This is a genomic window from Nocardia sp. NPDC051750 (genome assembly GCF_044453135.1).
Classification (GTDB): domain Bacteria; phylum Actinomycetota; class Actinomycetes; order Mycobacteriales; family Mycobacteriaceae; genus Nocardia.
Window position 1 is genome coordinate 617490 of the sequence record NZ_JBITCK010000006.1, and the last position, 23765, is coordinate 641254.

Genomic DNA, 23765 nt, shown 5'->3' on the forward strand with positions numbered 1-23765 from the left:
TGGTGACGAGCATCACCAGCCACTCTGCGGGTCTTCGGAGGCTGCGACAAGGCACAGAAGTTGTCGGTAGCGATGCAGGCCACGCATGATGCGACCCCAGGCAGACGCACCACGTCGCGTCATCGGCATGCTCCGGAGGACCTGGATGACTAACTCGTCTGCCCTGCGGCCGGCTCTTCGAAGGCATCGACGACGACAGGCCGGTGGAGGCGGCGCATATCCATCTCAGAGAGGCGCTCGCGCACCTGACCTACAACGGACGGTGGCCGAATCCGGATTCTCGCCTACTGATGACTAGGTGTCATTCACGCATGTCATGACATCGGCCCCGACTCCAGACCCGTGGTGATGCCATCGAGCACCTCGAGCACAGCATCCAAGTCGGCTCCCGCGGGGACGAGCGGGTCGAGGTGACGGGCCCATGCGGCGCGGACCCGGGCGATCTCGTGGTGCGCCCGGTCGGTGAGTCCCAGGTGCGACCGGCGACGGTCGTCCTTGCCCGCGACCTTGGTGACCAGGCCGTTTGCCTCCAACGATCGGAGCGCGGTGGCCGTGTTGCCGCTACTCAGTCCGAGCTTGCGGGAAAGCGTGCTCGGCGTGATGCCGGGGTCGAGGTCGATATGGCGTACCAGCAGGCTCTCCAGAGGGCTGAGTGCGACCACATCTTCGCCTATGTCGAGCAGGCGGATCCTGCGCTCGAGAAAGAACACCGATTGAGCCAACGCTGCCAGCTTTGCCGCGCGGCTCCCGGCCGGGAGCGAGCCCGCGACGTCGGTCATCTGGGTCTCGCTCTCCACGGTCGTCAACCTAGCATCGCTCAGGTGACCTTGCGCGGGCACAGTGCACTGCGGCGGCGCCTGCGGGCCGACGACATCCGGTGCCGGCCCGCAGGTTTCACTGCGCGAAGAAATGCATCACCCTCGGCGGGCCGTCGCAGTGTGGCGCTATCGCCGCCGCCAGCCGGCGCGACGCCGCCGTACTCGCGAAGACCTCGGTATGGTCCTCCAGCCGCTCCCACTCGACCCGGAGGAGAAATGTGTCGATGACGTCGACGCTGCGAAGCAAATCTGCACGCAGACAGCCGTCCGCCTCGAGCAGGAGGGCCCGGACCTGCTCGAAGGCGGCCTCGAAGGCATCCGACGCGCCCGACTTCACCCGGAACTCGGCATGTTCGATGATCACGGTGCCGTCCGCCCGTCGCCCTCGCTGAGGTGGTCCAGGTCGATGAACCCGCCGCGCAGGAAGATGAGCGGCGGATCGGTGGCCTGCAGCCGGAGCGACTCCACCCGGCCGACGACTTGGTAATGATCCCCGATCACATCGACCCTCACTCGGGTGCACTCCAGATTGACAATGGCCGCCTCCAGTAGCGGGACTCCGAGCGCGGATCGGCGCCAGGCGACCCCCGCGAATCGGTCCTCGACCGGCCGGGAGAACGCCCGGCACAGCTCACCCTGGTCGTGACCGAGGATGTTCACGCCGAAATGGTCGCCCGCGTACAGCTTCAGCCAGGTCGAGGAGCCACGGCCGACGAAGAACGTGATCAGCGGCGGGTCCAGCGAGACCGATGTGAACGACCCCACGGTCATCCCCACCGGACCCGGCCGTCCGGCACCCGTCACGATGGCCACACTGGTCGGGACGTGGCCGAGTGCCTTGCGGTAGACGGCACTGTCGCCGACCGGCGTGAGCCGCTCCGAGAACTCGGTCGTGGTCATCTCGGGCCTCCATACAGTTGTCGGTTCGGGACTCGGGTCAGAGTGCGATGGTGGGTTCGTCATTGCCGAGCAGCACCCGGCCGTATGCCTCTCGCCCGATCTCGGTGGTGACGAGCGCGTGCCGCCCGCCCGCCTCCGCGTCGCGCCAGATCCGGTTCATCACGTTGGCGTCGGCGAACGAGCCCGCACCGTTCGCGGTCAGCAGCAGGTCGATCTCCTCGCGGATCAGCTCGGCCACGACGCCGGTGTCGTTGCGCAGCCGGGCCAGAGTTTCCGGGGACGGCATCACGCGGGTGGCTGCCGCGGTGTCGATGTCGAGGCATATCTTCTCGGTCAGCAGCTCGGCCATGTGGAGCTTGGTCGCGGCCTTGGCCACCAGCAGTTGGTGGGTCGGGGAATCCTTGGCCGCGGAATAAGCGGTATACGCCACCGGCTTGCCGGGCAACTTCGCGCGGGTCAGTTCCAGAGCGTGCCGGCCGAGGCCGAGCTGCGGGGCGATCAGGATTGCGGCGGCGGCGGCGTTGAACGGCACGCCGACGATACGGTCCTCTGTGAACGGTGAACGGAACTTCGAGGCGAACATGTCCGGCACCCGCTGCACCCGGTACTCGGGCACGAAGTGGTCCTCGACCACGATCGTGTCACTGCCGGTGCCCTGCATACCGGCCACGAACCACGTCGGCTCGATGGTGAACGCTTCACGCGGGATCTGCGCCATGCCGGGAGTGCCGTCCTCGAGAGTGATCGTCAGGCTCGCCCAGTCCGCGGCGAACGAGCCGGACCCGTACGGCCAGCGACCGCTGACCATGTATCCACCCTCGACAGGCTCGCTCTGGTCGCCTGGAGAGAAGACACCACAGATCTTGACGTTGGGGTTGCCTCCGAAGATGTCGTCCTGCGCCTGTTCAGACCAGGTGGCTCCGAAGCCGGTGCCCAGAGTCATCAGCGCGGTCACCCACCCGGTCGATCCGTCCCCACGCGCGACCTCGGCGGTCGCCTCGATCGCGGTACGCAGCGTGCCGTTCGACCCGCCCAGACGGGTCGGCACCATCGAACGGAAGAGGCCAACCTCATCCAGTGCCTTCACCACCTCGGGGGCCAGCCGACGAGCCTCGGCGCCTTGCGTGGCGTAGTCACGAATCATTGGGACCAGCGCGCTCGCCTTCGCGACGAGCTCAGAGTCGGGGATGGTGAGGTCTACGGGCTCGGCCGAGACGGCACCGGCAGGCTGAGTCATGGGTCTCTTCTTTCGTGTCAGGGCCAGACGCCGATCAGCCAGTGATCGGCGTCATACGGGGTACTGCAAATATCTGCTCGCGCCGCGGGTCGCGACAATGCCAGGAACTTCGCCCTCCTCATACGTGGAGTGCATCAGGGGATATGCACCTGGCCAGGAGGCACGTCGGTCGCCACTTCTGCCGCGGTCCCGCGATATGGAATGCACGGCAGGTATGGCAAGCCCGAAGTTCCCGGCGTGCTCAGCGGGTTCAGAGGCGCTGTCTTGATCAGCGGTGTCGATCTCGGCGGTCGGCGGAACGGGCCCTGCCTGCTCGACCCGGCCGAGCGCGCTGACTCGGACTATGAGATCACCGGACCCGAACTGCTCGACTACCACCAGGTCGCCGTATCGGTTCGGACGTCCACGGCATGCCGATCGGGTACCGGCCCGCCACCGCGAGGTGCCTGTGCGTTCTTCGGCTCCGTCGGAACCCACGAACCTAGGACCTCGACATGCCGCCGAGCCCGGACGGACACATGTGGGCCGGCGACGAGTTGGTCTCGGCGGAGGTCGCCATCGCGGAGGGCTACCAGGGGGCTGCTGCCTCGCCACGCCCCACCAGCTCGCTGGCCAGAAGTCGGTGTCGTTGCGGTCCGTGATGGCACGGGTCGAGACCTCTGCCTCGCATCCGCCGGCGGCCGTGCATCGCAAGCAGTCGGCCTACAGGCTGTTCGGCGGCCCTGCCCCACTCGGTCAGACCGCGGTGGTGACGCCTACGTCGGACTCGCTGGTTCGAGCCGGGCGGGGCCTTCCTGCGAGGAGCAGGGCGCCGAGGCTGATGACGCCTATGCCGGCGACGAAAAGCGAGACGTAGATCGGGTCATTGCCCCCACGGGCCGCCAGCAGGGCAGTTGCGGCAAGCGGCACCAGCCCACCGCCGATGGTGGAGGAGATCTGGTACCCGAGTGAGGCGCCGGTGTAGCGGGAATCGGCACCGAACATTTCCGAGACGTACGCGGCGGTCGGCCCGTAGACCATCGCCTGCAACACCGGGTTACCGATGAGGATCGCCACGAAGAGCAGGGGCAGGCTACCTGCTCCCATCATCAGCCAGATCGGGTGTATCAGCACGATCATCCCGGCCACACCCGCCATCATTACTGTGCGCCGGCCGATGCGGTCCGAGAGCGCGGCGAACGCCGGGATCGTGAAGACGTGGATGATCTGGGTGGCAGCGCTGACCCACAGCACCTCTGAGCGGGTGTGACCGGCAGCAATGGCGTACGGCATGGCGAAGGTTGCCAGCAGGGACTGAACTGCAAAGGCCATGACCGTGCCGAGGCAGGCAAGGACCACCGCACGCGGATAGCGGGTGAGCACCTCGGCCAGCGGCGGCCGACGGCGTGGCTTCACGGCCGCCCTCTGCTGGGCCGCCAGGAACACGGGCGACTCGGCGACCTTGAGACGGACGAACAATCCGATTGCGACAAGCACGGCGCTGAGCAGGAAGGGCACCCGCCAGCCCCAGGCCAGGAACCGGTCATCAGGCATCAGGCTGCACAGACTGAACACGATCGTGGCGATGGCTGCGCCGGCGGGACCGCCCATGTTGGCGAAGCTCGCCGAGAAACCGCGGCGATCCGGGGCGGAATGCTCCATCGCCATCAACGCCGCGCCGCCCCACTCCCCGCCGACCGCGATCCCTTGAATGACTCGCAGCGCGATCAGCAGCAGCGGTGCTGCCTCCCCGATCGTGGCCTGCGTGGGCAGCAGCCCGATGCAGAAGCTGGCTCCACCCATCAGCAGCATCGCCAGCACCAACATCGACTTACGGCCGATCCGGTCGCCGAAGTGCCCGAAGATGAGCCCGCCCAACGGGCGCGCGAGATAGCCGACGGCCAGGGTTGCGAACGACGCGATCACGCCCATGGCCGGGCTGAGATCGGCGAAGTAGAGCTGCCCGAAGACCAGACTGGCCGCCAGCCCGTACAGCAGGAAGTCGTAGAACTCGATCGCACTTCCCAGAAAACTCGACATCAGGACCGCCTGCATCTGCTTGCGGTCGGTGGCAGCATTGGCTGACATAGGTGAAACTCCTTCATGAACCACCGCCGACACGCGCCGACCGTGATGTGCCCATCGTCACAACGCGGCCGTCAGGTGTACATGACCAGGAGTTTCCACCCAGGTATGCGTGGCAGGCATACCCGCTGCCGACCAGGACTCGGCGGGATCAGACGGACGGTTGCGCCGGCTCGGCAGGTGCGAGCACGATGTCGAAGCGGACCTCGGTCCACGGTCCCTCGACACTGCGGCCGTCCGGCGTCGACGTACCAGCGGGGTGGCGGACGAAGTCCTTGATCAGCGACTCCTTGACGCCGAAGACCGTGTCCTTCCAACCGATCTCGTCGCCGCGCACGAAGATGTGGGTGACCAGTCTGCGCAACCCGCGCGCCGTGACCATGAAGTGGAGATGGCTGGCTCGCATAGGTGAGCGGCCGACTGCGTCGAGCATCTTGCCCACCGGACCATCTGCAGGGATCGGGTACGGCGTCGGAGTCAGCCCCCAGAAGCGGTACTCGCCGGCATCGTCGCTGAACAGATGCGCCCGCGCAGCCATGTGGCCCTCAGGACGCTGCACGTCGTAGAGGCCGTCCGCGTCGGCCTCCCACACCTCGATCCGCGCTCCCCGGACGGGGTTGCCGTCGGTGTCCTTGACGGTGCCGGTGGCCCAGCACGGTTCTCCCGGCGCGCCGAAGGCCATATCACCGCCCAGCTCGATCCGCGGAGAGCCGTCGACAAAGAACGGTCCGAAGACGGTGGCTTCGGTCGCGTCGGCGTACGCCTGGTTGTTGACGCCGATCACCTGCATGGAGACACCGAGGACGTCGGAGAGCAGGATGAACTCCTGACGTTTGTCGTCGGTGATCGCGCCGGCGTCGGTGAGGAAGGCGATCGCCTGCTCCCACTCCTTCTCGGTGAGCCGAGTCTCGCGGACGACGGCGTGGAGGTGTTTCACCAATGTCTGCATGATGAATCGCAGCCGCTCGTCGCCCGCGCCGTCGAAGGATCTCACGACGGTGTCGACGAGATCTTGCTCCCGCTTCTGCTGGACGTCGGTGACCTGGGTCGATGTCATGGGTATCGTCCTATGCGATGTCAGCTGATGGTGGCGCCGGCCCAGGCATCTCGGACGACGGCCCGGATCTGGTCGAGGGTGAAGGGCCGGGGATTGGACGCGGGGATCACCGCGAAGGCGAGCTCAGCGCCCTCGTCGATACCCGCCTCGGGCATGCCGAGCTCGGCCAATGAGCCGACGATGCCGAGGTCGGAGCGCAGCTCGTCGATCCCGGCAGCTGCCGGCCTACCGCCGAGCGCTTGCGAGACACGGTCGGCGGCGTCGCGTGCCACCGGAGCGTTGAACGCGGTCACGTGGGCGAGCACGATCGCGTGCATCTCCGAGTGGGACAGGCCGTATGCGCCGCCGAGGACGTGGCAGATCTTGTGGTGCATCCCGCTGCCGGCGGAGGCGAACGCGACCGCGGCCAGGTAGGCGCCGTAAAGGGTGCGCTCGCGGGCATCGAGGTCGTCGGGGTCCGCAGCGAGGGCACGCAATCCGGGAATGAGGGCACGCAGTCCCTCGGTACCGAGCGCGGTGTTGATCGGGTCGGCCCGCGGCGCCCAGAAACCGTCGACGGCGTGCGCGACCGCATTGAGGCCGGAGGCGACCGCGAGGCGGGCGGGCAGAGAGGAGGACAACGTGGCGTCGTAGACCACCATTTTGGGCAGCACCGACGGGTTGCTGCCGGTGGTCTTGCGGTTCCCGTCGGTCTGCCCCCATACGTCGGTGGCCTCCGAGCCCGCGAAGGTGGTGGGCACCGCGATCACCGGCAGCCCGGTGTCGCGGGCGACGACCTTGGCCAGCCCGGTCGCCGAGCCGCCGCCGATGCTGATCACTGCGTCGACGGCGTGTTCGGTGGCCAGGGCGAGTGCCGCGGTGGCGTTCTCGGTCGGGACGTGCTGGACGATATCGCTGATCCGGGCGGCGATGTCGAGCTGCTCGCTGACCGCGTCGGCGGTCTCGCTCGCGAAGCCGTCTGCGATGAGCAGGAGCCGCTTCGCGCCGAGTGCGTCGATGGCGGTCCGGATGTTCTCGATCGCCCGGCCGGAGCCGAACAACACGCGCTGGCCCAGGCTGGTGTGGTCGAAGGAGATCATCGCTCGACTCGTCCTTCCGTGCGGGCGAGCCAGCCCTGGATGGTCTGTGCAACGCGTTCGGGGTCTTCGAGAGTGCAGAGGTGTCCGACGCCGTCGAGGGTGACAAGTTCCGCGTTCGGCACTCGTGCCGCCAGGTCGCCGCCCAAGGCGGGTGAGACAATGCCGTCGGCGGCGCCGACGAGCACGAGGGTCGGCAGGTCGAGCTCGGCCACTTCTTCGGTGCGGTCACGCCGGTTGAGCACGGCCAACTGGTGGTCGATGAACACCTCAGCGCCGAGGTCGTGCGACATCCGGGCGGCGACCTCGACAACGTCGGGGTGCCCGGGCGCCACTCCTGCGGAGACGAGCCCGACCGCCTGGTCGAACGCTCCTGTGCGTGCCAGCTCGATCACCTTCAGCGAGCTCTCCCGTCGCTCCGGCGCAGCGGCAGCGGCCGAGGTGTTGAGCAAGGCGAGGCTGCGTACGCGTCCGGTCCGGCGCAGCGCGAGCTCGAGCGAGACATATCCGCCCATCGAGATGCCGGCGAGGTGGAATTCGTCGGGCGCCTCGGCCAGGATCGACTCGGCCATCGCCTCCACCGAGTCGCCGGCGCCGCGGATGACGGCGCACGTGACTCCGTCGAGCCGGTCGATCACGGGCTGCCAGAGACGCTCGTCGGAGCCGAGGGCCGGCACGAGTACGAGCGGGTATTTCGCCATGTTCGGCTTCCTTGTCATTCGTGGGAGGGTCAGGACTCGGCACCGTCGACGGCGAGGATGGCGCCGGTCGTGAACCCGGCCTCCTCCGAGACCAGGTACGCGACCGCGGCGGCGATCTCCGCGCCGGTGCCGGTGCGCCCCGCGGGAATGGCGTCCCGGGTTGCCTGCTGGGCCTCGGCCGGGAGCGCCTCGAACACGTCCCGGATCCGGCCGACGGCGGGGACGATCAGACCCGGGGCCACCGCGTTCACGGTGATGCCGGTGTAACCCAGATCCTTGGCCAGCTGCTTGGTGAAGCCGTTGATCGCTGCCTTGGACGCGGCGTACGGCAACCGCGCGCCGACCGTGCCGGAGGGACCGGCCTTGCCATGGGCGACGGCCGACGAAAAGTTGACGATGCGGCCGTAGCCGTGACGCTGCATGAGTTCGACCGCATGACGGGCGCATAAGAAGGCGCTGGTCAGGTTGTTGTCGAGGACCTTGCGCCAGATGTCGGCGCTGATGTCGCTCAAGGAGCGGACGACGTCGGTGCCGCTGCCGCCGGCGGTGTTGACCAGCGCGTCGAGGCGGCCGTACCGCTCCTCGATATGGGCGAACGCGGTCGAGACCGCCTCCTCCTGGGAGAGGTCGGCGGCGATGGTGACCGCCCGCGCCCCCGCCGCCTCGACCTCGGCGCGGGTCTTGTCCAAGCTGTCGGCACGCAGGTCGAGCAGGACCAGGTCGAAGCCGTCGGCCGCCAGGCGGACCGCGATCTCGGCGCCCAGCCCCTGTGCCGCACCGGTCACCGCTGCGACCCGACGCTGTGCTGTGTGTTCGCTCATCAGCTTCTCTTTCCGGTGTCCGAAGTCTTGCTTCTCGGGGCCGCTGCTGGTGAGCGGGTCTGCCTGAGGATCGCTTGCGCGCGGGCGATGACCGGAGCATCGACCATCTCTCCGCCGATGCGCACCGCTTCTCCCGAGCCTGCACCGTCCAGGACGTCCTGCGCCCACTCGACTGCCCTCTTGTCCGGGCGGAAGGCGGCCGTGACCGGCGCCACCTGGCGTGGGTGCACGAGCAGCTTGCCGCTCATGCCGACATCCTTGGCGTGGTCGACGTCGCCGAGCAGAGCCTCGGTGTCGTCCAGTGCAGCGGTGACGCCGTCGATCGGGCCGGGCAGGCCCGCCCGCCGGGCGGCGAGCACCAAGGCCGAACGTGCGTGCAGCATCGCCGTGTGTGACGGGCGTGCCCCTATGTCGACCGCGTAGTCGAGGTGGCCGAAGGCGAGCCGGGCGACCTGCGGGCTCGAGGCGATCTCGTACGCCGCCGCGACCCCGCTCGCCGATTCGATGAGCGCGATGATCGGAGTCGATGTGGCCCCGGCTGTATGGAGCACCGACGGGCGGTCTGCCTTGGCAACCATCAACCCCAGCAGACCAGGCGAGCCGCCGACGGCGGCGAGGTCGGCATCGAGCTCACCGGAGCCGAGCGGATTGACGCGTACGCACACACGCCCGCCGGCGGCGAGGAAGGCCGAGGCGGCCTCGCGCGCTTCGTGCTTCTGCGCCGCGGGAACCGCGTCCTCCAGGTCGAGGATGACGATATCGGCGCCGCTCGAGGCGGCCTTGCCGAACCGGTCGGGCCGGTTGCCCGGGACGAAAAGGAACGTGGTCGCGTTGTCGACCGGATCGCGCATCTGCGCCGCCCTCATTCCTTCGTCGCGACAGAGCTCGGTGCCAGGCCGAGCTCGGCCAGCACCTGGTCGGTGTGCTCGCCGATGTCGGGGATGGCGCCCATGATCGGCTCGGCGCCGACAACGGTCACCGGTGGGATCAGCCCCCGGAGTCGCCCGACCGGGGAGTTGTAGTCGCGCCAGCGGTCGCGGGCCTCGAGCTGTGGGTGCTCCGCCAGCTCGTGCATGTCCCGCAGCAGCGCGTTCGCGATTCCGGCGGCCTCCAGCTTCTCGGCGACCTCCTCGGCGGTGTTGCCGGCGAGGACCCGCTCGATCTCGTTGCGCAGCACGTCGGCGTTCTCCACCCGCAGTGAGTTGCGGGCGAACCGCGAATCCGCGGCCAGTTCGGCGTCGCCCAGGATCTTCTCGCAGAAGGTGGCCCACTCCCGCTCGTTCTGCAGACCGAGGAAGACCAGCCCCTGCCCGCACGCGAACGGCCCGTAGGGGTAGATGGCGGCGTGCCGGGCGCCCGTGCGTGCCGGTGCGGCGCCGCCGTACATCGCGTAGTTGAGCGGGTAACCCATCCACTCCGCGAGCGCCTCGAGCATCGATATCTCGATCGTGGCGCCCTCGCCGCTCAGGTTGCGCTGCAGTAGGGCAGTGAGGATCCCGGTGTAGGCGTACATGCCGGAGGCGATATCGGCGATCGAGATGCCGACCTTGGAAGGCTGCTCCGGGGTACCGGTGATCGAGACCAGTCCCGCTTCGCACTGGACCAGGAGGTCGTAGGCCTTCTTGGTCTCGTACGGGCCGCCGGCGCCGTACCCGGAGATCGAGACATGGATGAGCTCGGGGTTGACCTCACGAAGCTGCCCGGCGCCCAGTCCGAGGCGGTCGGCGGCACCCGGGGCAAGGTTCTGGATGAAGACGTCGGCCTTTTTCGCCAGTGCCTGGGCCGCTACCTGTCCCTCGGGCGACTTCAAGTCCAGGCAGACGGACTCCTTGCCGCGGTTGAGCCACACGAAGTGACTGGCCAGGCCGCGTACGGTCTCGTCGTAGCCGCGCGCGAAATCACCGACCTCCGGGCGCTCGACCTTGATCACACGCGCGCCGAGATCGGACAGCTGACGGCTCGCGAATGGAGCGGCGACAGCCTGCTCGAGCGCGACTACCGTGAGTCCCTTGAGAGGATTCATTCGACGATTCCTTTTTGTGAGTTCCCAGACCTGGCGGCTGCGGCCGGCCTAGCAGGGTTTTGCCTCAGACCGCGAGTAACGAGGGGCTCTCGAGGGTCTTGGTGAAGTAGAGGACCTCCGCGGCGAGCTCGGGGTCGTGCGACATCCGCCGGAAGAGCTCCAAACGCTCATCGAGCTCGGCAGCATCCGACGAGTGGAAGACCAGCTGCTTGTTCGATGAAGCTCGCGGGCTGGCCTTCTCGATGAAAGCAGTACGCCGCAGCTCAGCGTAGGCGTCGAGCAGGGGGTCGCCGGCCCGGCCGCGGGCTACGGCGCCGAGCGTCTCGATCAGGGCGTATGAGTCGAACAGGCCCATCGTCAGCCCGAGTCCGCCGCAGGGGTTGGTGGCGTGCGCGGCGTCGCCGGTGAGGAGCACTCGTCCTGCGCGATAGGTCGAGGCACTGCGCTGGTGCATCCGATAGGGCGAGATGGAGTCGAGCGTGGTCCTCTCGGCAGTCTCCTCGCCGAAGACGCTGGTGAGGAAGCGCGGCAGCCGCTCGGCGACTGTCTCGGCCGGGAGCGCCGCGTCCTCCATGTAGGTGTATCGCCACAGGCCGTGCTCGCCGGACTCGTCGATCTTGGCGATGATCGCGCCGAACTCGTCATCGACATAGAACGTCGACTGGGCCCAGCCCTCGCGGTCATCGGGGAAGCGAATGTTCGTGGCGATGAACCGCTCAGGCCATGTCATCCCGTCGAAACCCAGGCCGAGTGCGCTGCGCACGGCGGAACCGGCGCCGTCGGCTCCGACGACCCAGCGGCCGCGCAGCGTGGTCTGGCCGGCGTCGCTGCTGAGCGTGAGATCGACGCCGGTGTCGTCCTGGGTCACGCCGGTGACCTCATGGCCCCACAGGAACCGCACGTTGGGGAAGTCGGCTCGGAGCTTGGCGAGGATGACATTGGCGAGGGCTCCCTGCCCCAGGTGCAGATTGTAGGGATGCGTGACGCGTCCCTCCAGCGCCCCGAGGCCGTACTCGATGATCTCACCGGTCGTGCGAACGCGGTAGGCGTAGTCCTGCTTGAGGAAGCCGGCCTGCCTGGCGTCCTCGAAGAGTCCGAGGCGTTCGAGCCCATCGAGGCTCGACCAGTGGTAGACGATCGCGCGGGGCGCGTCTTGAAGGCCGGGAAACCGCTCGACCACGGTGATCTCGAGTCCCTGCTGGGCCAGCCCGAGCGCGGTCAACAGCCCCGTCGGCCCGGCTCCGACGACCACAACTTGCTGATCATCCGGCACGGTCACTCCCTCCTCGTCGAGTAACGCAGCCCACGCTTTTCGGGGCACTTCTAACGATGGCCGACGATCGGCCATATCTCCAATGATTGTCGTTCGGTGCTGCCATACACTGCACGCATGGATATCCGGCACGTGAGGTACTTCCTCGCCGTTGCCGACGCCGGATCGATCACTGAAGCTGCCCGGCTGTTGCATCTCTCCCAGCCACCGCTGAGCACCGCGATGGCCAAACTCGAGGCCGAGCTCGGCGTGACGCTCTTCGTGCGTCGGCCCCGCGGCATCGAACTGACCACTGCCGGTCACTACCTCCGGGCAGCGGGACGACGGCTGATCGCCGAGGAGCAGCGCGTATCGGCGACATTGCGGTCGATCGGGCTGGGCCTCGAGGGTGACCTGCGGGTCGGCGCCGAGCCGATGGGCTGGTGGCGTGTGGTGAGTACGCAGGTCGCGGCGTTCCTCGCCGAACACCCGAAGGTTCAGCTCGAGCTCATGGACGGTCGCCCCACAGACCTCATCCAGAACCTGGCCAACGGCCATCTCGACATGGCGATCATCCCGGTGCTCCCCGAGGAACCCTTGGCGCCGGTCAACGACGTCTCGTTCACTTCCGAGGTGATCGCACACCTCCCGCTCTCGCTGATCGCTCCCGCGAGCTGGGGCCTCGGCGGGAACGGCCCGGCTCCGCTGGCAGAGCTTCGTGACATGACCTGGGTACTCCCGGCACGGATGCCGGGTGCACGAAGCCTGTCGCGGCTGATCGACGACAACCTCACCGCCGCTGGGGTGAGCCCGGGCCGAACCATCTCGGTCCCCACGGTGCAGACAGCCGCCAGTCTGGTCTCGGCCGGCGTGGGGTTGTCCGTCATCAGCACGGAGATGGTCGACCATTACCCTGGCGTGACGCCTGTGGCCCTCGTTGAGGAATGGCCCGATCTACCGCTCGGCCTGGTACGCCGGCGCGACACCGTCGCGACACCGATCGCGGAGCGCTTCGCCGACCTGTTCCGCTGACTGACCTTGTATTTCCCATACGTTTGCCACGGTCAGCGTGAGGCGACTCGGTCCGGCTCGCCCAAACCGGCGATCTCGCGCGCCTGCTCCCAGGACAGCCCATTGCGCAGCGCAGCGCGCAGGCGTACGAAGACCGGGCGCCTCTCGAAGGCGAGCACCGCTACGGCCTCGTCACCGGAGTGATAGAGGTAGAGCGAGCCGTCCTGGTCGTGGTGCTCGACGACCTGCTCCGCACCGGTGCGGTGGCCGGCGTACTGAATGCGGACGCCGTGCTGGTCCGACCAGAAGTACGGCACCGGAGCGCAGGACTTCAGTTCTCCACCGAGCAAGCTGTTGGCCGCGTTGATTCCGGCGATCCGGCCCTGATCGGCGGCGGTGGTCCAGTGCTCGATGCGCATCGTCTCGCCGTAGCGGGGGTTAGGCCACCGCACGGCGTCACCGGCCGCGAACACGCTGCCGTCACCAGTGCGAAGCGTCTCGTCGCACACGATCCCGTTCTCGATGGTGAGACCGGATCCGTCCAGCCACGCCACCGAGGGGCGTACGCCCACCCCGACGACGATCACGTCGGCTGGTATGAGCCTGCCGTCGGCCAACTCCAGACTGCGTGAGCCGCCGGCGCCGACGGTACCTACGGCGCCGGTGCCCAGCTCGAGATCGACGCCGTTGTCCAGATGAAGCCGTTCGTACGCGTCCGCCACGGCGTCACCGAAGCGGCCCAGCGGCTTGGCTGCGAGGTCGACGAGTGTCACTTCGTGGCCCTCCTTCACCAGCGTGGCCGCGAACTCCCCACCGATGAAGCCTGCCCCGATGACCGCCACGGACCGGCCGGGCTCGGCGACGGCCGCCCGCAGCGCCACCGCGTCCTCGTAGCTGCGCAGCACGTAGACGTCCGGAAGCCCTTCGAGCATCGGTGGAAGGATCGGCTCGCACCCGGTAGCGATCACCAGAGCGCCGTAGCCGATGGTGCCGCAGTTGGTGCTCACCTGCTTGGCCCCGATGTCGAGACCGTCGGCGCGGGTATCGAGCGCGAACTTCACGCCCTCTTCCTGCAGCCGTAGGACCGCGGGATAGGTGAGTTCGTCCAGATCGACGGGTTCTCCCAGCGGCAGCTTGGATAGCGGCGGCCGCTCGTAGGGCAGATGCGCTTCTGCGGAGACGACTGTGACGTTCAGGGAGGGTGCGTGCCGTCGCGCCGCCTCCGCGGCCCGGGTGGCAGCCACGGAGCCACCGACGATGACCACATCGGAGTAGGTGCTCACGGGTCAGGCCTCACTCAATGTGCTGACGGCACACACCGCACCGGCCGCGCTGCGGGCCTCCGCACCCTTCTCCAGACCGTCCTGGCCGGGCACGATCGAGAAGGTCTGCGGCCTGGTCATGGGCGAGACCAGGCGGTAGCCGAACGTCTTGCCGGTCAGGTCGATGCCCTCGCGGCGCATGTGATCGCCCATCAGGAAGGCGAGCAGCGGGCCATGGATGACCAGTCCGTCGTAGCCCTCCACACGACAGAAGTCGACGTCGTAGTGGATCCGGTGGGCGTTGTAGGTCAGCGCGGAGAATCGGAAGAGAAGACGCTCGTCGGCGGAGAACTCCATCTTCGGGCCCGCCGGCGGCGCAGGAGGGACGGGCGGGGCAGGCAGGGAGCTGGAGCCGCCGACCCGGTAGACGATATCCTGCTCCTCGCGGATCACCAGCTCGTCGTTCTGGAAGATCTCCTGCAGCACAGTGGTGAACGTGAGCCGGCCGGTGCGGCCGTCCTTGTCGACCGACTTGGCGATGGAGGTCACCTTGGTCGCCGGCTTGCCGATCTCCAGCGCGCGCAGAGTGGTCACCCGTCCGCCGGCGAACATGCGGCGGCGGCCCTCCTCCGGCGGTGCGGGGATGCCGACCACCGGGTGGCCGTCGTAGCCGAGAGACCGCTGCGAGCTACGCTCGAGCAGATAGGTCCAATGCCACAGCGGGGCGAGCTTGTCGCCCGCGGCGTGCGGCAGCTCGATATCGAGCATCGCGGCCAGCGACTCGGCCGGCTCGGCGGCGATGACCTCGGTGCGTTCGATCTTCTCAGGCATGTTCTTCGTGTTCCCTTCAGCGAGCGCGGAGTGCGTGGAGGAGCTCGGAGAGATCCGGCGCGTGGTCGAGGTGGTCGACGGCAGTGACGAGCTCATGGGCGGCATCGGGTCCGAGCGGCGCGACCAGGGCGGTCGCCTTGGCCACGACCTCGTCGTGAGACATCGGGTTCTTCGCCGAGCCCTTGGCGTCGGTCGGATCTCCGGCCTCGCGGACGATCTTCTCGCCGCCGGTCAAAGTGAATTCCAGGCGTGGGCCGTCGAGAAGGTCGATGCTCGGGTCCACCTCCAAGGTGACCTTGGCAACCGCTTCCCGGACGACCTCGTCGTCCAGACGCAGCGGCTCGTACTCGTCCAGGCCCAGCTTTCCGCCGGTCAGCGCCAGCCCGATGGCGTACGGCAGGCTGAACTGCGCGTCGAAGACCGTCTCGATCGGGCTGACCGACAGCATGTTGATCGCGGTCTCACCGGCGACGACGCGTACATTGCGCACGTCGGCCGAGCTGATCGAGAGCTCGGCCAGCACCGCCATCACCACGTCGATGGCGGAGTGCGAGCCGCGGCAGCAGGCGTACGGCTTGATGTAGGAGCTGGCGACGTTGAAGTCCACGCCGAGGTCCTTCAACGCGGCGTCGGGGTGGCCCTCGCCACCGTTGTACGTGGCGAAGAGCCCACCCCATCGGGCCTCGAAGAGGTGGCGCGGTCCGGTGATCCCCGCGCGGGCGAGGATCGCGGCATCGACACCGGTCTCACAGGCCTTGCCCGGATGCAGGCGCTTGGTCATGGCACCGTCGTCCTTGAACGCCCAGATGCCGCCGGTGAACGAGCCCGCGACGCCGAGCGCGTCTGCGAACCTGTCCGCGGCGAGGTCCAGCGACTTCGCGGCAGCAGCCGCCGCGGCGAGACTGCCCATCGTGCCGGTGGTGTGCCAGCCGCGGTCGGTGTGGGCACCGAAGCCACCGAGCGCGGCAAGAGCGCGGAAGCCGACGTCGTAGCCCGCCACCGTCGCCGTGATCAGCGACTGCCCGGTGCCGCCGAGCGCCTCGGCGACCGCGATGGCGGCCGGTAGGACGGTCGCACCGGCGTGGCCGGCCCCGCCACCGTCGTCGAAGTCACGTGCGTGCGTGGAGGTGCCGTTGGCGAGCGCGGCCTGGGCGGGGGCGAGCCGCAGATCGGTGCCCCACACCGAACTCCCGGTCGAGGTGTCCTGCACCTCGGCGAGGGCGTTGATCACGCTGCGGGCCTCATCGGTTCGGGCGCCGTACAGCGCCACGGCCAAAGAATCGAGGATGTGGTCCTTGATCCCGGCTACCACATCTTCGGGGAGGTCGGCGTACGTCGTCCCGGACCAGTGGGATGCGAGGGCCCCGGTCAGCGATGCGCTCATGCTGTGTCCATTGGGCATGAGCGGGGGCCCTGCGTGGTGACGCTGCGCTACCGCCTCCGGGCCTGACCCGCTCATGCGATCACCGAACTCGTAGTCGCGTTCAGATCAAGGGTCAGGCTGTCGACGAGCCACCGCCCGCCGGCCTGGCCGATGCGGGTGATGTCCTCGACGACGGTGGCGTTCGGGAAGTGTTTCACCAGGTGCTGGACGACCTCCTCCATCTCCACTTTGGCCAGTCCCTGCCCGAGGCAGTTGTGGGATCCGGTGCTGAAGGTGAGCGGCTGGTTGCGCTCACGATCCAGATCGAACTCACCGGCGCTCTCGAAACGCTCCGGGTCGCGATTGGCCGACCACACGGCCACATGAACGTCGGAGCCGGCCGGGATCGTGACCCCCGCGACCTCGACCTCCTCGGTGGCGATCTTGCTGACCACACCCGTACGCGGGTAGAGGCGCAGCGCCTCTACGACAGCCGGTGCGATCAGTGAGGGATCGGCTACCAGCCGGGACCACACGGCACGATCGCGCAGCAACGTCCAGACGACCAGGCCGATCTGATGGGCCGTGTTCACCGAGCTGGCCTCGAGCATCGAGGTGGCCTCGGTGATCAGCTCGATATCGGTGAGCCTTCCCTCGTTGTTGAGGTTGATCAGGTAGGAGAGCATGTCTTCGCCGAGGCCCTGCTCGCGCTTGCAGGCGATCAGATCCCCCAGGTACTCGAAGAGTTCGTCGTAGGAGTCGAGGATCGACGAGGTCAGGCTCTTGTCCCGGGTGAGCAGCGCAAGGGTTCCCTCCGAGAGCCGCTGCACCTTCGGAGCGTCGCTCGCCGGCGCCCCGGCCAAGTGGCAGTAGACCAGCGAGGGGATCTGCCTGTCGACGGCATCGTGGAACTCCACCGGTCGGGACGTGTCGAGGCCGGTGACGATACCGGTCACGATGCGGCGGAGAACCCCCCGGGTGCCGGCCACCGTCACCGGGCTCATGAACCGGGCGAGCGGTGTCCGCAAGCGGAGTTGCTGCTTGCCCTCGACCATGATGATCGAGCGCTCCCGAAAGTCGTGGACCGGTCCGTCCTTGATCCCGAACTCCTCCATCAGCCGCAGTGCAGAGTTCTGGAACCGGCTATCCCGCAAAACAGCACTCGCCGCCTCATGCGTCAGTACGGCGTACCCGTAAGGCCCCTGGACGACGGCTCGGCCGTCGGCGGCACCGCCGAGGTGGGTATCGGCGTCGGGTGCGAAAGGATCCACAGTGGACATCGCGCTCACCCTCGCGAGATCGCGCCGACAGGGCAGCAGAGGATGGCTTCCTCCAGCGCGCCCTCGAACTCGTCGTCAACGGTGGTGGTCAACAGTTCAAGCCGGCTATTGCTGCCGATCTCGAAGACCTCCGGCATGAGTGCGGCGCAGGTGCCGTTGGCATCGCAGCGGTCGAAATCGACTTTGACCTCGATCGACATGAAAACTCCTTCGTCTCTTGACTATGACACCGGACCGAGCTGGAACCGATGCCCCTGCTCATATGTTTCTACTCAGCTTCCGATACGACAAACATCATTTTGATTCGGCATCCATACGTAGTTTGTATGCCTCACGCGCGCACTTTTCACTGCGGCTCGACCTGGTGTCGCGTCCGGCCGAATACTTTCGACCGACGTCGACACCTGGGCGGTGCCGGGAAGGACGGCAAGCAGCCACGACAACGCCGGGACGTGTCAGCACTGCCAGATGATGCGGTTCGCTTTCTACGGAGTCGAACTGTTTAACCTCTCGGCGGTACCGCTACCGGGGCAAAGCGATTCCTGCGCCCTGGCCGGCAGCACTGCCCGCACCTACACCAGCGGCATAATCTCGTGGAGAGCCCAGTGCGCAGTAATGGGCACGGCCGGGTTCGACGGGCGGGCTGGGTAAACCCACCGGGAGCAATCCCGGCAGTGCGCCCGATCCGACCCAAAATCTCGGCAAAGTGGTTGAGCGTGTGGTGGCTCGACACCGCGACTGCTTGGGCGCCGCCGAGATCGAGTCCCGATGCCGCGCCTGCAATCGGGCGTCACCCGCATCCATCGCCGGCTTCCGCCCTCCCCGGATGGCTCGGTCGAGCGTGGCGGAAAACGCCGCCCGCCAGTGCGGTCTCGCCCACTCCCCGGTCCGAGCAGTGCCACAAGGCGCCTCGCAGAAAACGACTCGCGTACAAGCTCACGTTGCCGTCCGAAGAGTTCGCCCGGCATTGGCGCCATTACCAGGGCTGAGATGCGCACTTACTCATCTCGGCCGTTACGCTCCGGCGCCGAATCGGTCGTTGCGGATTTCCCGGTGGAGCAGACCCTGGGCCGGATGGTGTCAGCCCCAAGTCACCGGCAGCGCGGTGAGGCCACGGAAGACCCAGCCATTCCATGCCTCCTTACGACGCGTATCGACTCGCAGCCCAGGCAGTTCCTTATACAGCAGCGGAACCGCGATCTCCCCGATGCCGATACGTGCGGCCCAGTTACCGGCGCACAAGTGCACACCGCCGCCGAACGCCAGGTGAGGATATCGTGGACGAGAGATATCGAACTCGTCGGCCCGGTCGAAGACCGTCGTGTCCCGATTCGCGGCGGCGATCATGACACCGACCATCGTGCGGGCAGGCAGTCCTACGTCCTGAAGTACGGTGTCACAGGTCGTCTCCCGCGGATAGTAGCCGATCGGGGACAGCCACCGGACTGTCTCGTCGAACACGGCCGCCCACAAGGCTGAATCGGCGAGCACACGGTTGCGTTGGTCGGGATGGCGATCCAGCGCCCAGACGGTGCTCGTAATCGCGTGCTGCGGCTCGTTGATGCCGCCGGAGATGACAAGGTTGACGTTCGCGGCGATCTGCGTCTCCGACATCCCTGAGTTGGCGAATGCGGAGATCATGCTCTGGTTCGGGTGCGCCCGGTAGTACGGCACGAGTTCGGCGAGGCGAGCGTCAACCTCGGAGCGGGCTTCGTCGCAGCCCCGCCAGAGTTCCGGATCGTCGAAGATGTTGCCGATTCCCTGGACGAATGTATTCGACCACCGGCGCATGACGTCTACATCGATGTCTTGGAAACCCAGCAGGGAGATCAGGTTCTGTGAGGCGACCGGAGCGGCGTAGTCACGGTTGAGGTCGGCTTTGTCGGGTCCTTGCTCACGGAGAAGTTCGAGATAGGTTCGGGCGTTGCGCTCGAAGATCGGTGCCCAATGGGCGTGCATACTGGTCGGCCGTAGCGTCCGGTTGACAGGTTTCCGCTCGCTCGCATGGTCGGGATCATCCTTGTTCACCATCGGTGGGGCGCCCACCGCTCTGGCCATCTGGGCAGTAGTACCGGTGGTGATGTCCGCGCTGAAGGTTTCCTGGTCCGCGTCGATGGCCCGGCACGCCTGGTGAGAGGTCACCAGATACTGGTTCAACACGGGGACCCAGGCCACCGGAGACTCGTCGAGCAGTCGCCGGTAAGTGGGGTAGGGGTCGGTGAGCATGGCGACGGGATCGACCCAGTCCGCGGTGGGTATGGCGGATGCCGACTGCGTTGTCATGACGAGCTCCTCGAGGAAGGTACGGATTCTCGTTGGAATATCTCGCTGCTCTCGGCGAAAGCCTTGAGGCTGAACGCTGGATCGCCCAACCGGCCGATGTCGGGTGAGTGACCCGCAGCCAAGACGCGGCGGGCGGCGACGTGATCAGCGGGGCGGTTGAGGGATTCGACCGCAGCGAGACGGTCGTGGCGATAGGAACAGACCGAGAACTGGCCGGTGCCGGGGTCGCCGAGGATGACCTGCACATCGTCAGGTCGGCGAAGCCCTGCGATCTGTAGCCTGATTCACCCTGACGGCTCCAGAACCAGGGGAGTGAATTATAGGCGGCGGCATGACCGAGGATCGCCGAGGCTACATGGCGGGCTTGGTCAGTAGCATTCTGGATGGACTCCACCCGTGTCCGGGCGCCCGCGTGAATATTCGGATAGTTGGCGCAGTCCCCGATCGCGTAGATCGCTGGGTCGGCGGTACGCAAACACTCGTCTACGACGATCCCGTCGGACACCGGCAGCCCGGACCCTGCGGCGAGTTCGACACGGGGCACCACGCCGATACCGACCAGGACGGTATCGGCGTGGTAGCGCTCACCGGTGGTGCCTACCGCGCCGACCACGTGGTCGTCGACGCCGAGGAATCGGGCGACTGCCTCGCCGAGACGAATGTCGACGCCGGCCCGCCGGTGCGCGGCGGTGAGGTGGTCCGCCATCACGGGAGACAGCGCCCGCCCCAGGGCACGGTGCCCATATTCCAGTATTGTGACGGCGAGGCCCTGACTGCGGGCTGCCGCCGCGACCTCCAGGCCGATGAATCCCGCGCCGACGATCAGAATCGACCGGCTGCGGCGCATCGTCGAATACAGCGACTCGCCGTCGGCCAGGGTCCGCAGCGTGTGTATGCCGGCAAGGTCGGCTCCGTGGGCTGTGACGGTGCGGTTCGCAGCCCAGTGGCCAGAACCAACGTTTCGTAGGGCAGTTCACGGCTGTCGGAGAGATGGACGGTTCGCGCTCGGCGGTTCAGCGCGGTCGCGGTAACACCGCTGCGCACCTCGATCCGGTGATCGGCTAGATACTGAGGAGCCCGCAGCGGCATCGCATTCGGCTCGGTTCCAGGGGAAAGGAACTCCTTCGACAGCGGCGGGCGCTGATACGGCGGAACAGGCTCGTCACCGACAATGGTCACGGGACGGCGATGTCCGCCTGTCCGTAACGCATCGGCGACCTCAACCCCCGCATGTCCCGCCCCAACGACCACCACCTGCCGGTCGGCGTTCTCAGATCTGGGATTCAGGGACATCGACTTCCACCTCCTGGAGATCGGCGCCGAGCATCAGCTGACACCCCAAGCGGCTGCGTTCGGTGTCGCGCGGGGTGGCAGTGCATTGCAGCATCTCGCCTTCGTCCTCGTCGATCGGCGGAAGTCTCTCGAGGTACCGCGCGTGAACGAGGACGTGGCAGGTGGCGCACATCGCCTGCCCGCCGCATTCACCGATGACACCGGCAATGCCGTTGCGGACGGCCGTTTGCATGACGCTTACTCCGGTCGCTGTCTCGACGATGTCGGTCGCGCCGTCGGCGTGATGGAAGATGATTTGGGCATGGGTACTCTCTGTGGGTGGCGGGCGGACTCGGCCGGGAATATGCGCGCTGATCAGGAGACCGCCGCGCCGAGCTCGTCGTAGCGCGTGTCCTTAACCCGTTCCATGACAGATTGCAGCGATTCCGGTTCGCGCCCGGTTATCAATTTCACGTGGTGAGAAAGGACAGCCTGATACCCCTCGGCCACAGCAACTTCCGCGGAAACCAGTTCGTCACTGGCCCACATGTGTCCGTCGGGGCTCGGAGGCATGTTCGGGTCGTAGGTCCGCGGAATGCCCACGGAGTCGAAGAACGCCAATCGCTGGTCGGCCGTGACTTCTTCGTACGTTATCGGTACGCCGTATACAGAGGAGGCGATCCGTGCGATGGTGTCGAAATCGAGCAGTTCTGCACCGGTGATCTCGTAGACTGCCCCGGCATGCCGGTCGGGCGTCAGCAGGCAGGCAGCAGCACAGCGGGCAACGTCGTTCTTGGCTACCGGTGCCAGAAAACCGGTTCCGGTGGCCTGCGTTATCACCCCGGTCGCGGCAGCCGGTGCCACGAGAATTTTGCTGACGATTTCGGAATAGAGAGAGTTTCGCATAATGGTGTAATTTGTTCCGGAACCGCGGAGATCCAATTCTGTCTGATAGTGATCCTTCGCGGAGAGTGCCGGATTGCCGGGATTCACGCCACCCACCGACGTGTACACGATATGGCGGATGCCCACGCGACGTGCTGCGGCGATGGCATTGCGGTGCTCGGGGATCCGCCGGCCGAGGTTCAGCCCGCTGATCAAGAACAGCACATCGCCGCCCTCGTAGGCGGAATCCAAGGAGTCAGGATCCTCGTAGTCGCCGTGCCGGACCGTGACCTCATGGGGCGTGCGCCGTGCAAGCTTGTCCGGAGTTCGGGTCACGAGCGTCAGTTCGTGGCGGGAATCCGCATTCGCCAGGAGTGCGGTTACTCGGCGTCCCAAGTCGCCCGAGGCTCCGCTGATAACAATCCGGCTCATAGTCTGTTCTCCTGTCGACTTCCATTCGCGGACCACGATTGCGTGACCGGCATCACTTGGACTGCAAGCAGCATGCGATTCATCTCCCCGGGTGTAAAGGTTCAGAAATGTGGGCATACGATGCGTCGGCCGCATAAGAAACTTCGCGATACCAGGGATGGTTCACCTTCCTCGCCCGAAACCCGCAGCCCACGCAGGCTGGGCCCGCAACACCGTCCCCGACATCCGCCGTCAACTGACGACAGTCATCGGTCCGGCCCCGTCCCCTCACCCATACACAGGGCCGCCTGCCGGTCGCGGCGACACCAGCAGAACTGCCCCGGCTACGCCTGTTCCAAGACGAATTCTGCAACAGAACTGAATACAAATGTCACACAAGGTACAAATGTCACGCAAGGCTCGAAAAATCCATTTCGCACCACAGATACAAGTGTGATACCGCATCATCGAAAATCGATGTCGACCGACACCGGCGCCGGTCCTGATTTTGATTTCTTCACATATTAATACCCAAAGTGTCTGAACGAGATCCTGGAACTTTCTCGCTTCATGTTTGCCATGAATCCCCAGCACGGGATCCTGGATCCACGTTCTCCTCGCTGGCGTCGAAGCGGGCGCGGGCGCGGTTGATCCGATCTGTATTCGCGTGCCCCCAGCCGATAACGCGTATGACGAGGTCCGACAAATCGCGCCCCAATGGAGTGAGGCTGTACTCGACATGCTTGCGCACGTCGGCCACGATAGCCCGTTCGAGTAGTCCATCACGTTCCAGAATCCGAAGGTTCTGTGTGAGCATTCGTTGCGATAGCGGGCGCGAGGGATCCATCGCCTCGAGTAGCCGCCGAATTGTAGACGGGCGCATCGACCCAGCCCGAAGAATGACCAGTAGCCAATTCCGCCAGTAGTTGCCGACATGGCTTGTTACGCCGACCACCGGAGCGCGACGGTCCCAATCGAATTCGACGAGCTGCCCTACCAAATAATCGAACAGTTCTTCTGAGTCCTCGGACAGTGTGGGCGTTCGTTCGAGGATAGCGCGGATTCTCGCCATCGTTCGATTTACGGCCGAGATCCGTTCGATAGCATCCTCGGCGTTCATTCTTCACTTCCTCATGCCCAGCCGGACCGACACTCGATACAACTATCTCGTGCTTACCACGCATCAGCGCCGCATGTTGACAAATCGTGAGTATTACT

Annotated in this window: 23 protein-coding genes and 1 pseudogene; 1 reads left to right on the forward strand and 23 read right to left on the reverse strand. The window is 66.6% G+C overall.

Annotated features, from left to right (window positions below; all coding sequences use genetic code 11):
* Positions 1-314: 314 nt before the first annotated feature.
* The 12 genes from ACIA75_RS27640 to ACIA75_RS27695 form a co-directional block, all read right to left on the reverse strand.
* Positions 315-797, reverse strand: coding sequence for a MarR family winged helix-turn-helix transcriptional regulator (locus ACIA75_RS27640; RefSeq protein WP_397108985.1), 483 nt, complete (start codon positions 795-797; stop codon positions 315-317).
* Between the two features lie 97 nt (positions 798-894).
* Positions 895-1182: an antibiotic biosynthesis monooxygenase family protein gene (locus ACIA75_RS27645; RefSeq protein ID WP_397108987.1), complete on the reverse strand. Its 288-nt coding sequence runs from the start codon at positions 1180-1182 to the stop codon at positions 895-897.
* Complete coding sequence (locus ACIA75_RS27650; protein ID WP_397108989.1) at positions 1179-1718, reverse strand: flavin reductase family protein; 540 nt, start codon at positions 1716-1718, stop codon at positions 1179-1181. The genes ACIA75_RS27645 and ACIA75_RS27650 overlap by 4 nt, the downstream gene beginning before the upstream one ends.
* Positions 1719-1755: 37 nt before the next feature.
* Positions 1756-2955: an acyl-CoA dehydrogenase family protein gene (locus tag ACIA75_RS27655; protein ID WP_397108991.1), complete on the reverse strand. Its 1200-nt coding sequence runs from the start codon at positions 2953-2955 to the stop codon at positions 1756-1758.
* Between the two features lie 735 nt (positions 2956-3690).
* Complete coding sequence (locus tag ACIA75_RS27660) at positions 3691-5055, reverse strand: MFS transporter (RefSeq protein WP_397108993.1); 1365 nt, start codon at positions 5053-5055, stop codon at positions 3691-3693.
* Between the two features lie 115 nt (positions 5056-5170).
* The gene (locus ACIA75_RS27665) at positions 5171-6076 is read right to left on the reverse strand and encodes a dioxygenase (protein WP_397108995.1); all 906 of its coding nucleotides are present in this window, start codon (positions 6074-6076) and stop codon (positions 5171-5173) included.
* 20 nt (positions 6077-6096) lie between these two features.
* Positions 6097-7155: a maleylacetate reductase gene (locus ACIA75_RS27670; RefSeq protein ID WP_397108997.1), complete on the reverse strand. Its 1059-nt coding sequence runs from the start codon at positions 7153-7155 to the stop codon at positions 6097-6099.
* Positions 7152-7853: an alpha/beta fold hydrolase gene (locus ACIA75_RS27675; protein ID WP_397108999.1), complete on the reverse strand. Its 702-nt coding sequence runs from the start codon at positions 7851-7853 to the stop codon at positions 7152-7154. The genes ACIA75_RS27670 and ACIA75_RS27675 overlap by 4 nt, the downstream gene beginning before the upstream one ends.
* Before the next feature lie 29 nt (positions 7854-7882).
* Positions 7883-8674 (reverse strand): SDR family NAD(P)-dependent oxidoreductase, encoded by a 792-nt coding sequence (locus tag ACIA75_RS27680; protein WP_397109001.1) that lies wholly within the window; start codon positions 8672-8674, stop codon positions 7883-7885.
* Positions 8674-9525, reverse strand: coding sequence for an HpcH/HpaI aldolase/citrate lyase family protein (locus ACIA75_RS27685; RefSeq protein ID WP_397109003.1), 852 nt, complete (start codon positions 9523-9525; stop codon positions 8674-8676). The genes ACIA75_RS27680 and ACIA75_RS27685 overlap by 1 nt, the downstream gene beginning before the upstream one ends.
* An 11-nt stretch (positions 9526-9536) precedes the next feature.
* Positions 9537-10697, reverse strand: a complete 1161-nt coding sequence (locus tag ACIA75_RS27690; protein WP_397109005.1) for a CaiB/BaiF CoA transferase family protein — start codon at positions 10695-10697, stop codon at positions 9537-9539.
* A 64-nt stretch (positions 10698-10761) separates the two neighbouring features.
* Positions 10762-11976, reverse strand: coding sequence for an FAD-dependent oxidoreductase (locus tag ACIA75_RS27695; RefSeq protein ID WP_397109007.1), 1215 nt, complete (start codon positions 11974-11976; stop codon positions 10762-10764).
* 111 nt (positions 11977-12087) lie between these two features.
* Between ACIA75_RS27695 and ACIA75_RS27700 the strand changes: the two genes are divergently transcribed.
* Positions 12088-12981 (forward strand): LysR family transcriptional regulator, encoded by an 894-nt coding sequence (locus tag ACIA75_RS27700; protein WP_397109009.1) that lies wholly within the window; start codon positions 12088-12090, stop codon positions 12979-12981.
* 32 nt (positions 12982-13013) lie between these two features.
* On the opposite strand, the gene ACIA75_RS27705 is transcribed toward ACIA75_RS27700, so the two are convergent.
* The 11 genes and pseudogenes from ACIA75_RS27705 to ACIA75_RS27755 form a co-directional block, all read right to left on the reverse strand.
* Positions 13014-14243 carry an NAD(P)/FAD-dependent oxidoreductase gene (locus tag ACIA75_RS27705; RefSeq protein ID WP_397109011.1) on the reverse strand — a complete coding sequence of 410 codons (1230 nt, stop codon included), beginning with the start codon at positions 14241-14243 and terminating at the stop codon, positions 13014-13016.
* A gap of 3 nt (positions 14244-14246) precedes the next feature.
* The gene (locus ACIA75_RS27710) at positions 14247-15053 is read right to left on the reverse strand and encodes a mesaconyl-C4 CoA hydratase (protein WP_397109013.1); all 807 of its coding nucleotides are present in this window, start codon (positions 15051-15053) and stop codon (positions 14247-14249) included.
* A gap of 16 nt (positions 15054-15069) precedes the next feature.
* Complete coding sequence (locus ACIA75_RS27715; protein ID WP_397109017.1) at positions 15070-16437, reverse strand: MmgE/PrpD family protein; 1368 nt, start codon at positions 16435-16437, stop codon at positions 15070-15072.
* Positions 16438-16508: 71 nt separating this feature from the next.
* On the reverse strand, positions 16509-17696 hold the full coding sequence (locus tag ACIA75_RS27720) for a cytochrome P450 (RefSeq protein WP_397109019.1): 1188 nt from the start codon (positions 17694-17696) through the stop codon (positions 16509-16511).
* A gap of 5 nt (positions 17697-17701) precedes the next feature.
* Complete coding sequence (locus ACIA75_RS27725; protein WP_397109021.1) at positions 17702-17896, reverse strand: ferredoxin; 195 nt, start codon at positions 17894-17896, stop codon at positions 17702-17704.
* Positions 17897-18776: 880 nt separating this feature from the next.
* Positions 18777-19979 carry a cytochrome P450 gene (locus ACIA75_RS27730; protein ID WP_397109028.1) on the reverse strand — a complete coding sequence of 401 codons (1203 nt, stop codon included), beginning with the start codon at positions 19977-19979 and terminating at the stop codon, positions 18777-18779.
* Positions 19976-20224, reverse strand: a complete 249-nt coding sequence (locus ACIA75_RS27735) for an oxidoreductase C-terminal domain-containing protein (RefSeq protein ID WP_397109030.1) — start codon at positions 20222-20224, stop codon at positions 19976-19978. The genes ACIA75_RS27730 and ACIA75_RS27735 overlap by 4 nt, the downstream gene beginning before the upstream one ends.
* A gap of 176 nt (positions 20225-20400) precedes the next feature.
* Positions 20401-21272 (reverse strand): annotated as a pseudogene (locus ACIA75_RS27740) (NAD(P)/FAD-dependent oxidoreductase); the annotation flags it as partial.
* Positions 21250-21630, reverse strand: coding sequence for a 2Fe-2S iron-sulfur cluster-binding protein (locus ACIA75_RS27745; RefSeq protein ID WP_397109130.1), 381 nt, complete (start codon positions 21628-21630; stop codon positions 21250-21252). The gene ACIA75_RS27745 and the pseudogene ACIA75_RS27740, both read right to left, overlap by 23 nt.
* A complete protein-coding gene (locus ACIA75_RS27750) occupies positions 21627-22568 on the reverse strand; it encodes an SDR family oxidoreductase (RefSeq protein ID WP_397109031.1) in 942 nt (313 codons plus the stop codon). The genes ACIA75_RS27745 and ACIA75_RS27750 overlap by 4 nt, the downstream gene beginning before the upstream one ends.
* 547 nt (positions 22569-23115) lie before the next feature.
* Positions 23116-23667 carry a winged helix-turn-helix transcriptional regulator gene (locus ACIA75_RS27755; RefSeq protein ID WP_397109033.1) on the reverse strand — a complete coding sequence of 184 codons (552 nt, stop codon included), beginning with the start codon at positions 23665-23667 and terminating at the stop codon, positions 23116-23118.
* Positions 23668-23765 lie beyond the last annotated feature (98 nt).

Excerpts from the sequence above, each read along its gene's own strand:
- ACIA75_RS27750 (WP_397109031.1), bottom strand. The coding sequence starts at position 22,568 with ATGAGCCGGATTGTTATCAGCGGAGCCTCGGGCGACTTGGGACGCCGA.
- ACIA75_RS27700 (WP_397109009.1), top strand. The coding sequence starts at position 12,088 with ATGGATATCCGGCACGTGAGGTACTTCCTCGCCGTTGCCGACGCCGGA.
- ACIA75_RS27755 (WP_397109033.1), bottom strand. The coding sequence starts at position 23,667 with ATGAACGCCGAGGATGCTATCGAACGGATCTCGGCCGTAAATCGAACG.
- ACIA75_RS27715 (WP_397109017.1), bottom strand. The coding sequence starts at position 16,437 with ATGAGCGCATCGCTGACCGGGGCCCTCGCATCCCACTGGTCCGGGACG.
- ACIA75_RS27690 (WP_397109005.1), bottom strand. The coding sequence starts at position 10,697 with ATGAATCCTCTCAAGGGACTCACGGTAGTCGCGCTCGAGCAGGCTGTC.
- ACIA75_RS27725 (WP_397109021.1), bottom strand. The coding sequence starts at position 17,896 with ATGTCGATCGAGGTCAAAGTCGATTTCGACCGCTGCGATGCCAACGGC.
- ACIA75_RS27720 (WP_397109019.1), bottom strand. The coding sequence starts at position 17,696 with ATGTCCACTGTGGATCCTTTCGCACCCGACGCCGATACCCACCTCGGC.
- ACIA75_RS27655 (WP_397108991.1), bottom strand. The coding sequence starts at position 2,955 with ATGACTCAGCCTGCCGGTGCCGTCTCGGCCGAGCCCGTAGACCTCACC.
- ACIA75_RS27675 (WP_397108999.1), bottom strand. The coding sequence starts at position 7,853 with ATGGCGAAATACCCGCTCGTACTCGTGCCGGCCCTCGGCTCCGACGAG.
- ACIA75_RS27710 (WP_397109013.1), bottom strand. The coding sequence starts at position 15,053 with ATGCCTGAGAAGATCGAACGCACCGAGGTCATCGCCGCCGAGCCGGCC.
- ACIA75_RS27670 (WP_397108997.1), bottom strand. The coding sequence starts at position 7,155 with ATGATCTCCTTCGACCACACCAGCCTGGGCCAGCGCGTGTTGTTCGGC.
- ACIA75_RS27730 (WP_397109028.1), bottom strand. The coding sequence starts at position 19,979 with ATGACAACGCAGTCGGCATCCGCCATACCCACCGCGGACTGGGTCGAT.
- ACIA75_RS27665 (WP_397108995.1), bottom strand. The coding sequence starts at position 6,076 with ATGACATCGACCCAGGTCACCGACGTCCAGCAGAAGCGGGAGCAAGAT.
- ACIA75_RS27650 (WP_397108989.1), bottom strand. The coding sequence starts at position 1,718 with ATGACCACGACCGAGTTCTCGGAGCGGCTCACGCCGGTCGGCGACAGT.
- ACIA75_RS27680 (WP_397109001.1), bottom strand. The coding sequence starts at position 8,674 with ATGAGCGAACACACAGCACAGCGTCGGGTCGCAGCGGTGACCGGTGCG.
- ACIA75_RS27685 (WP_397109003.1), bottom strand. The coding sequence starts at position 9,525 with ATGCGCGATCCGGTCGACAACGCGACCACGTTCCTTTTCGTCCCGGGC.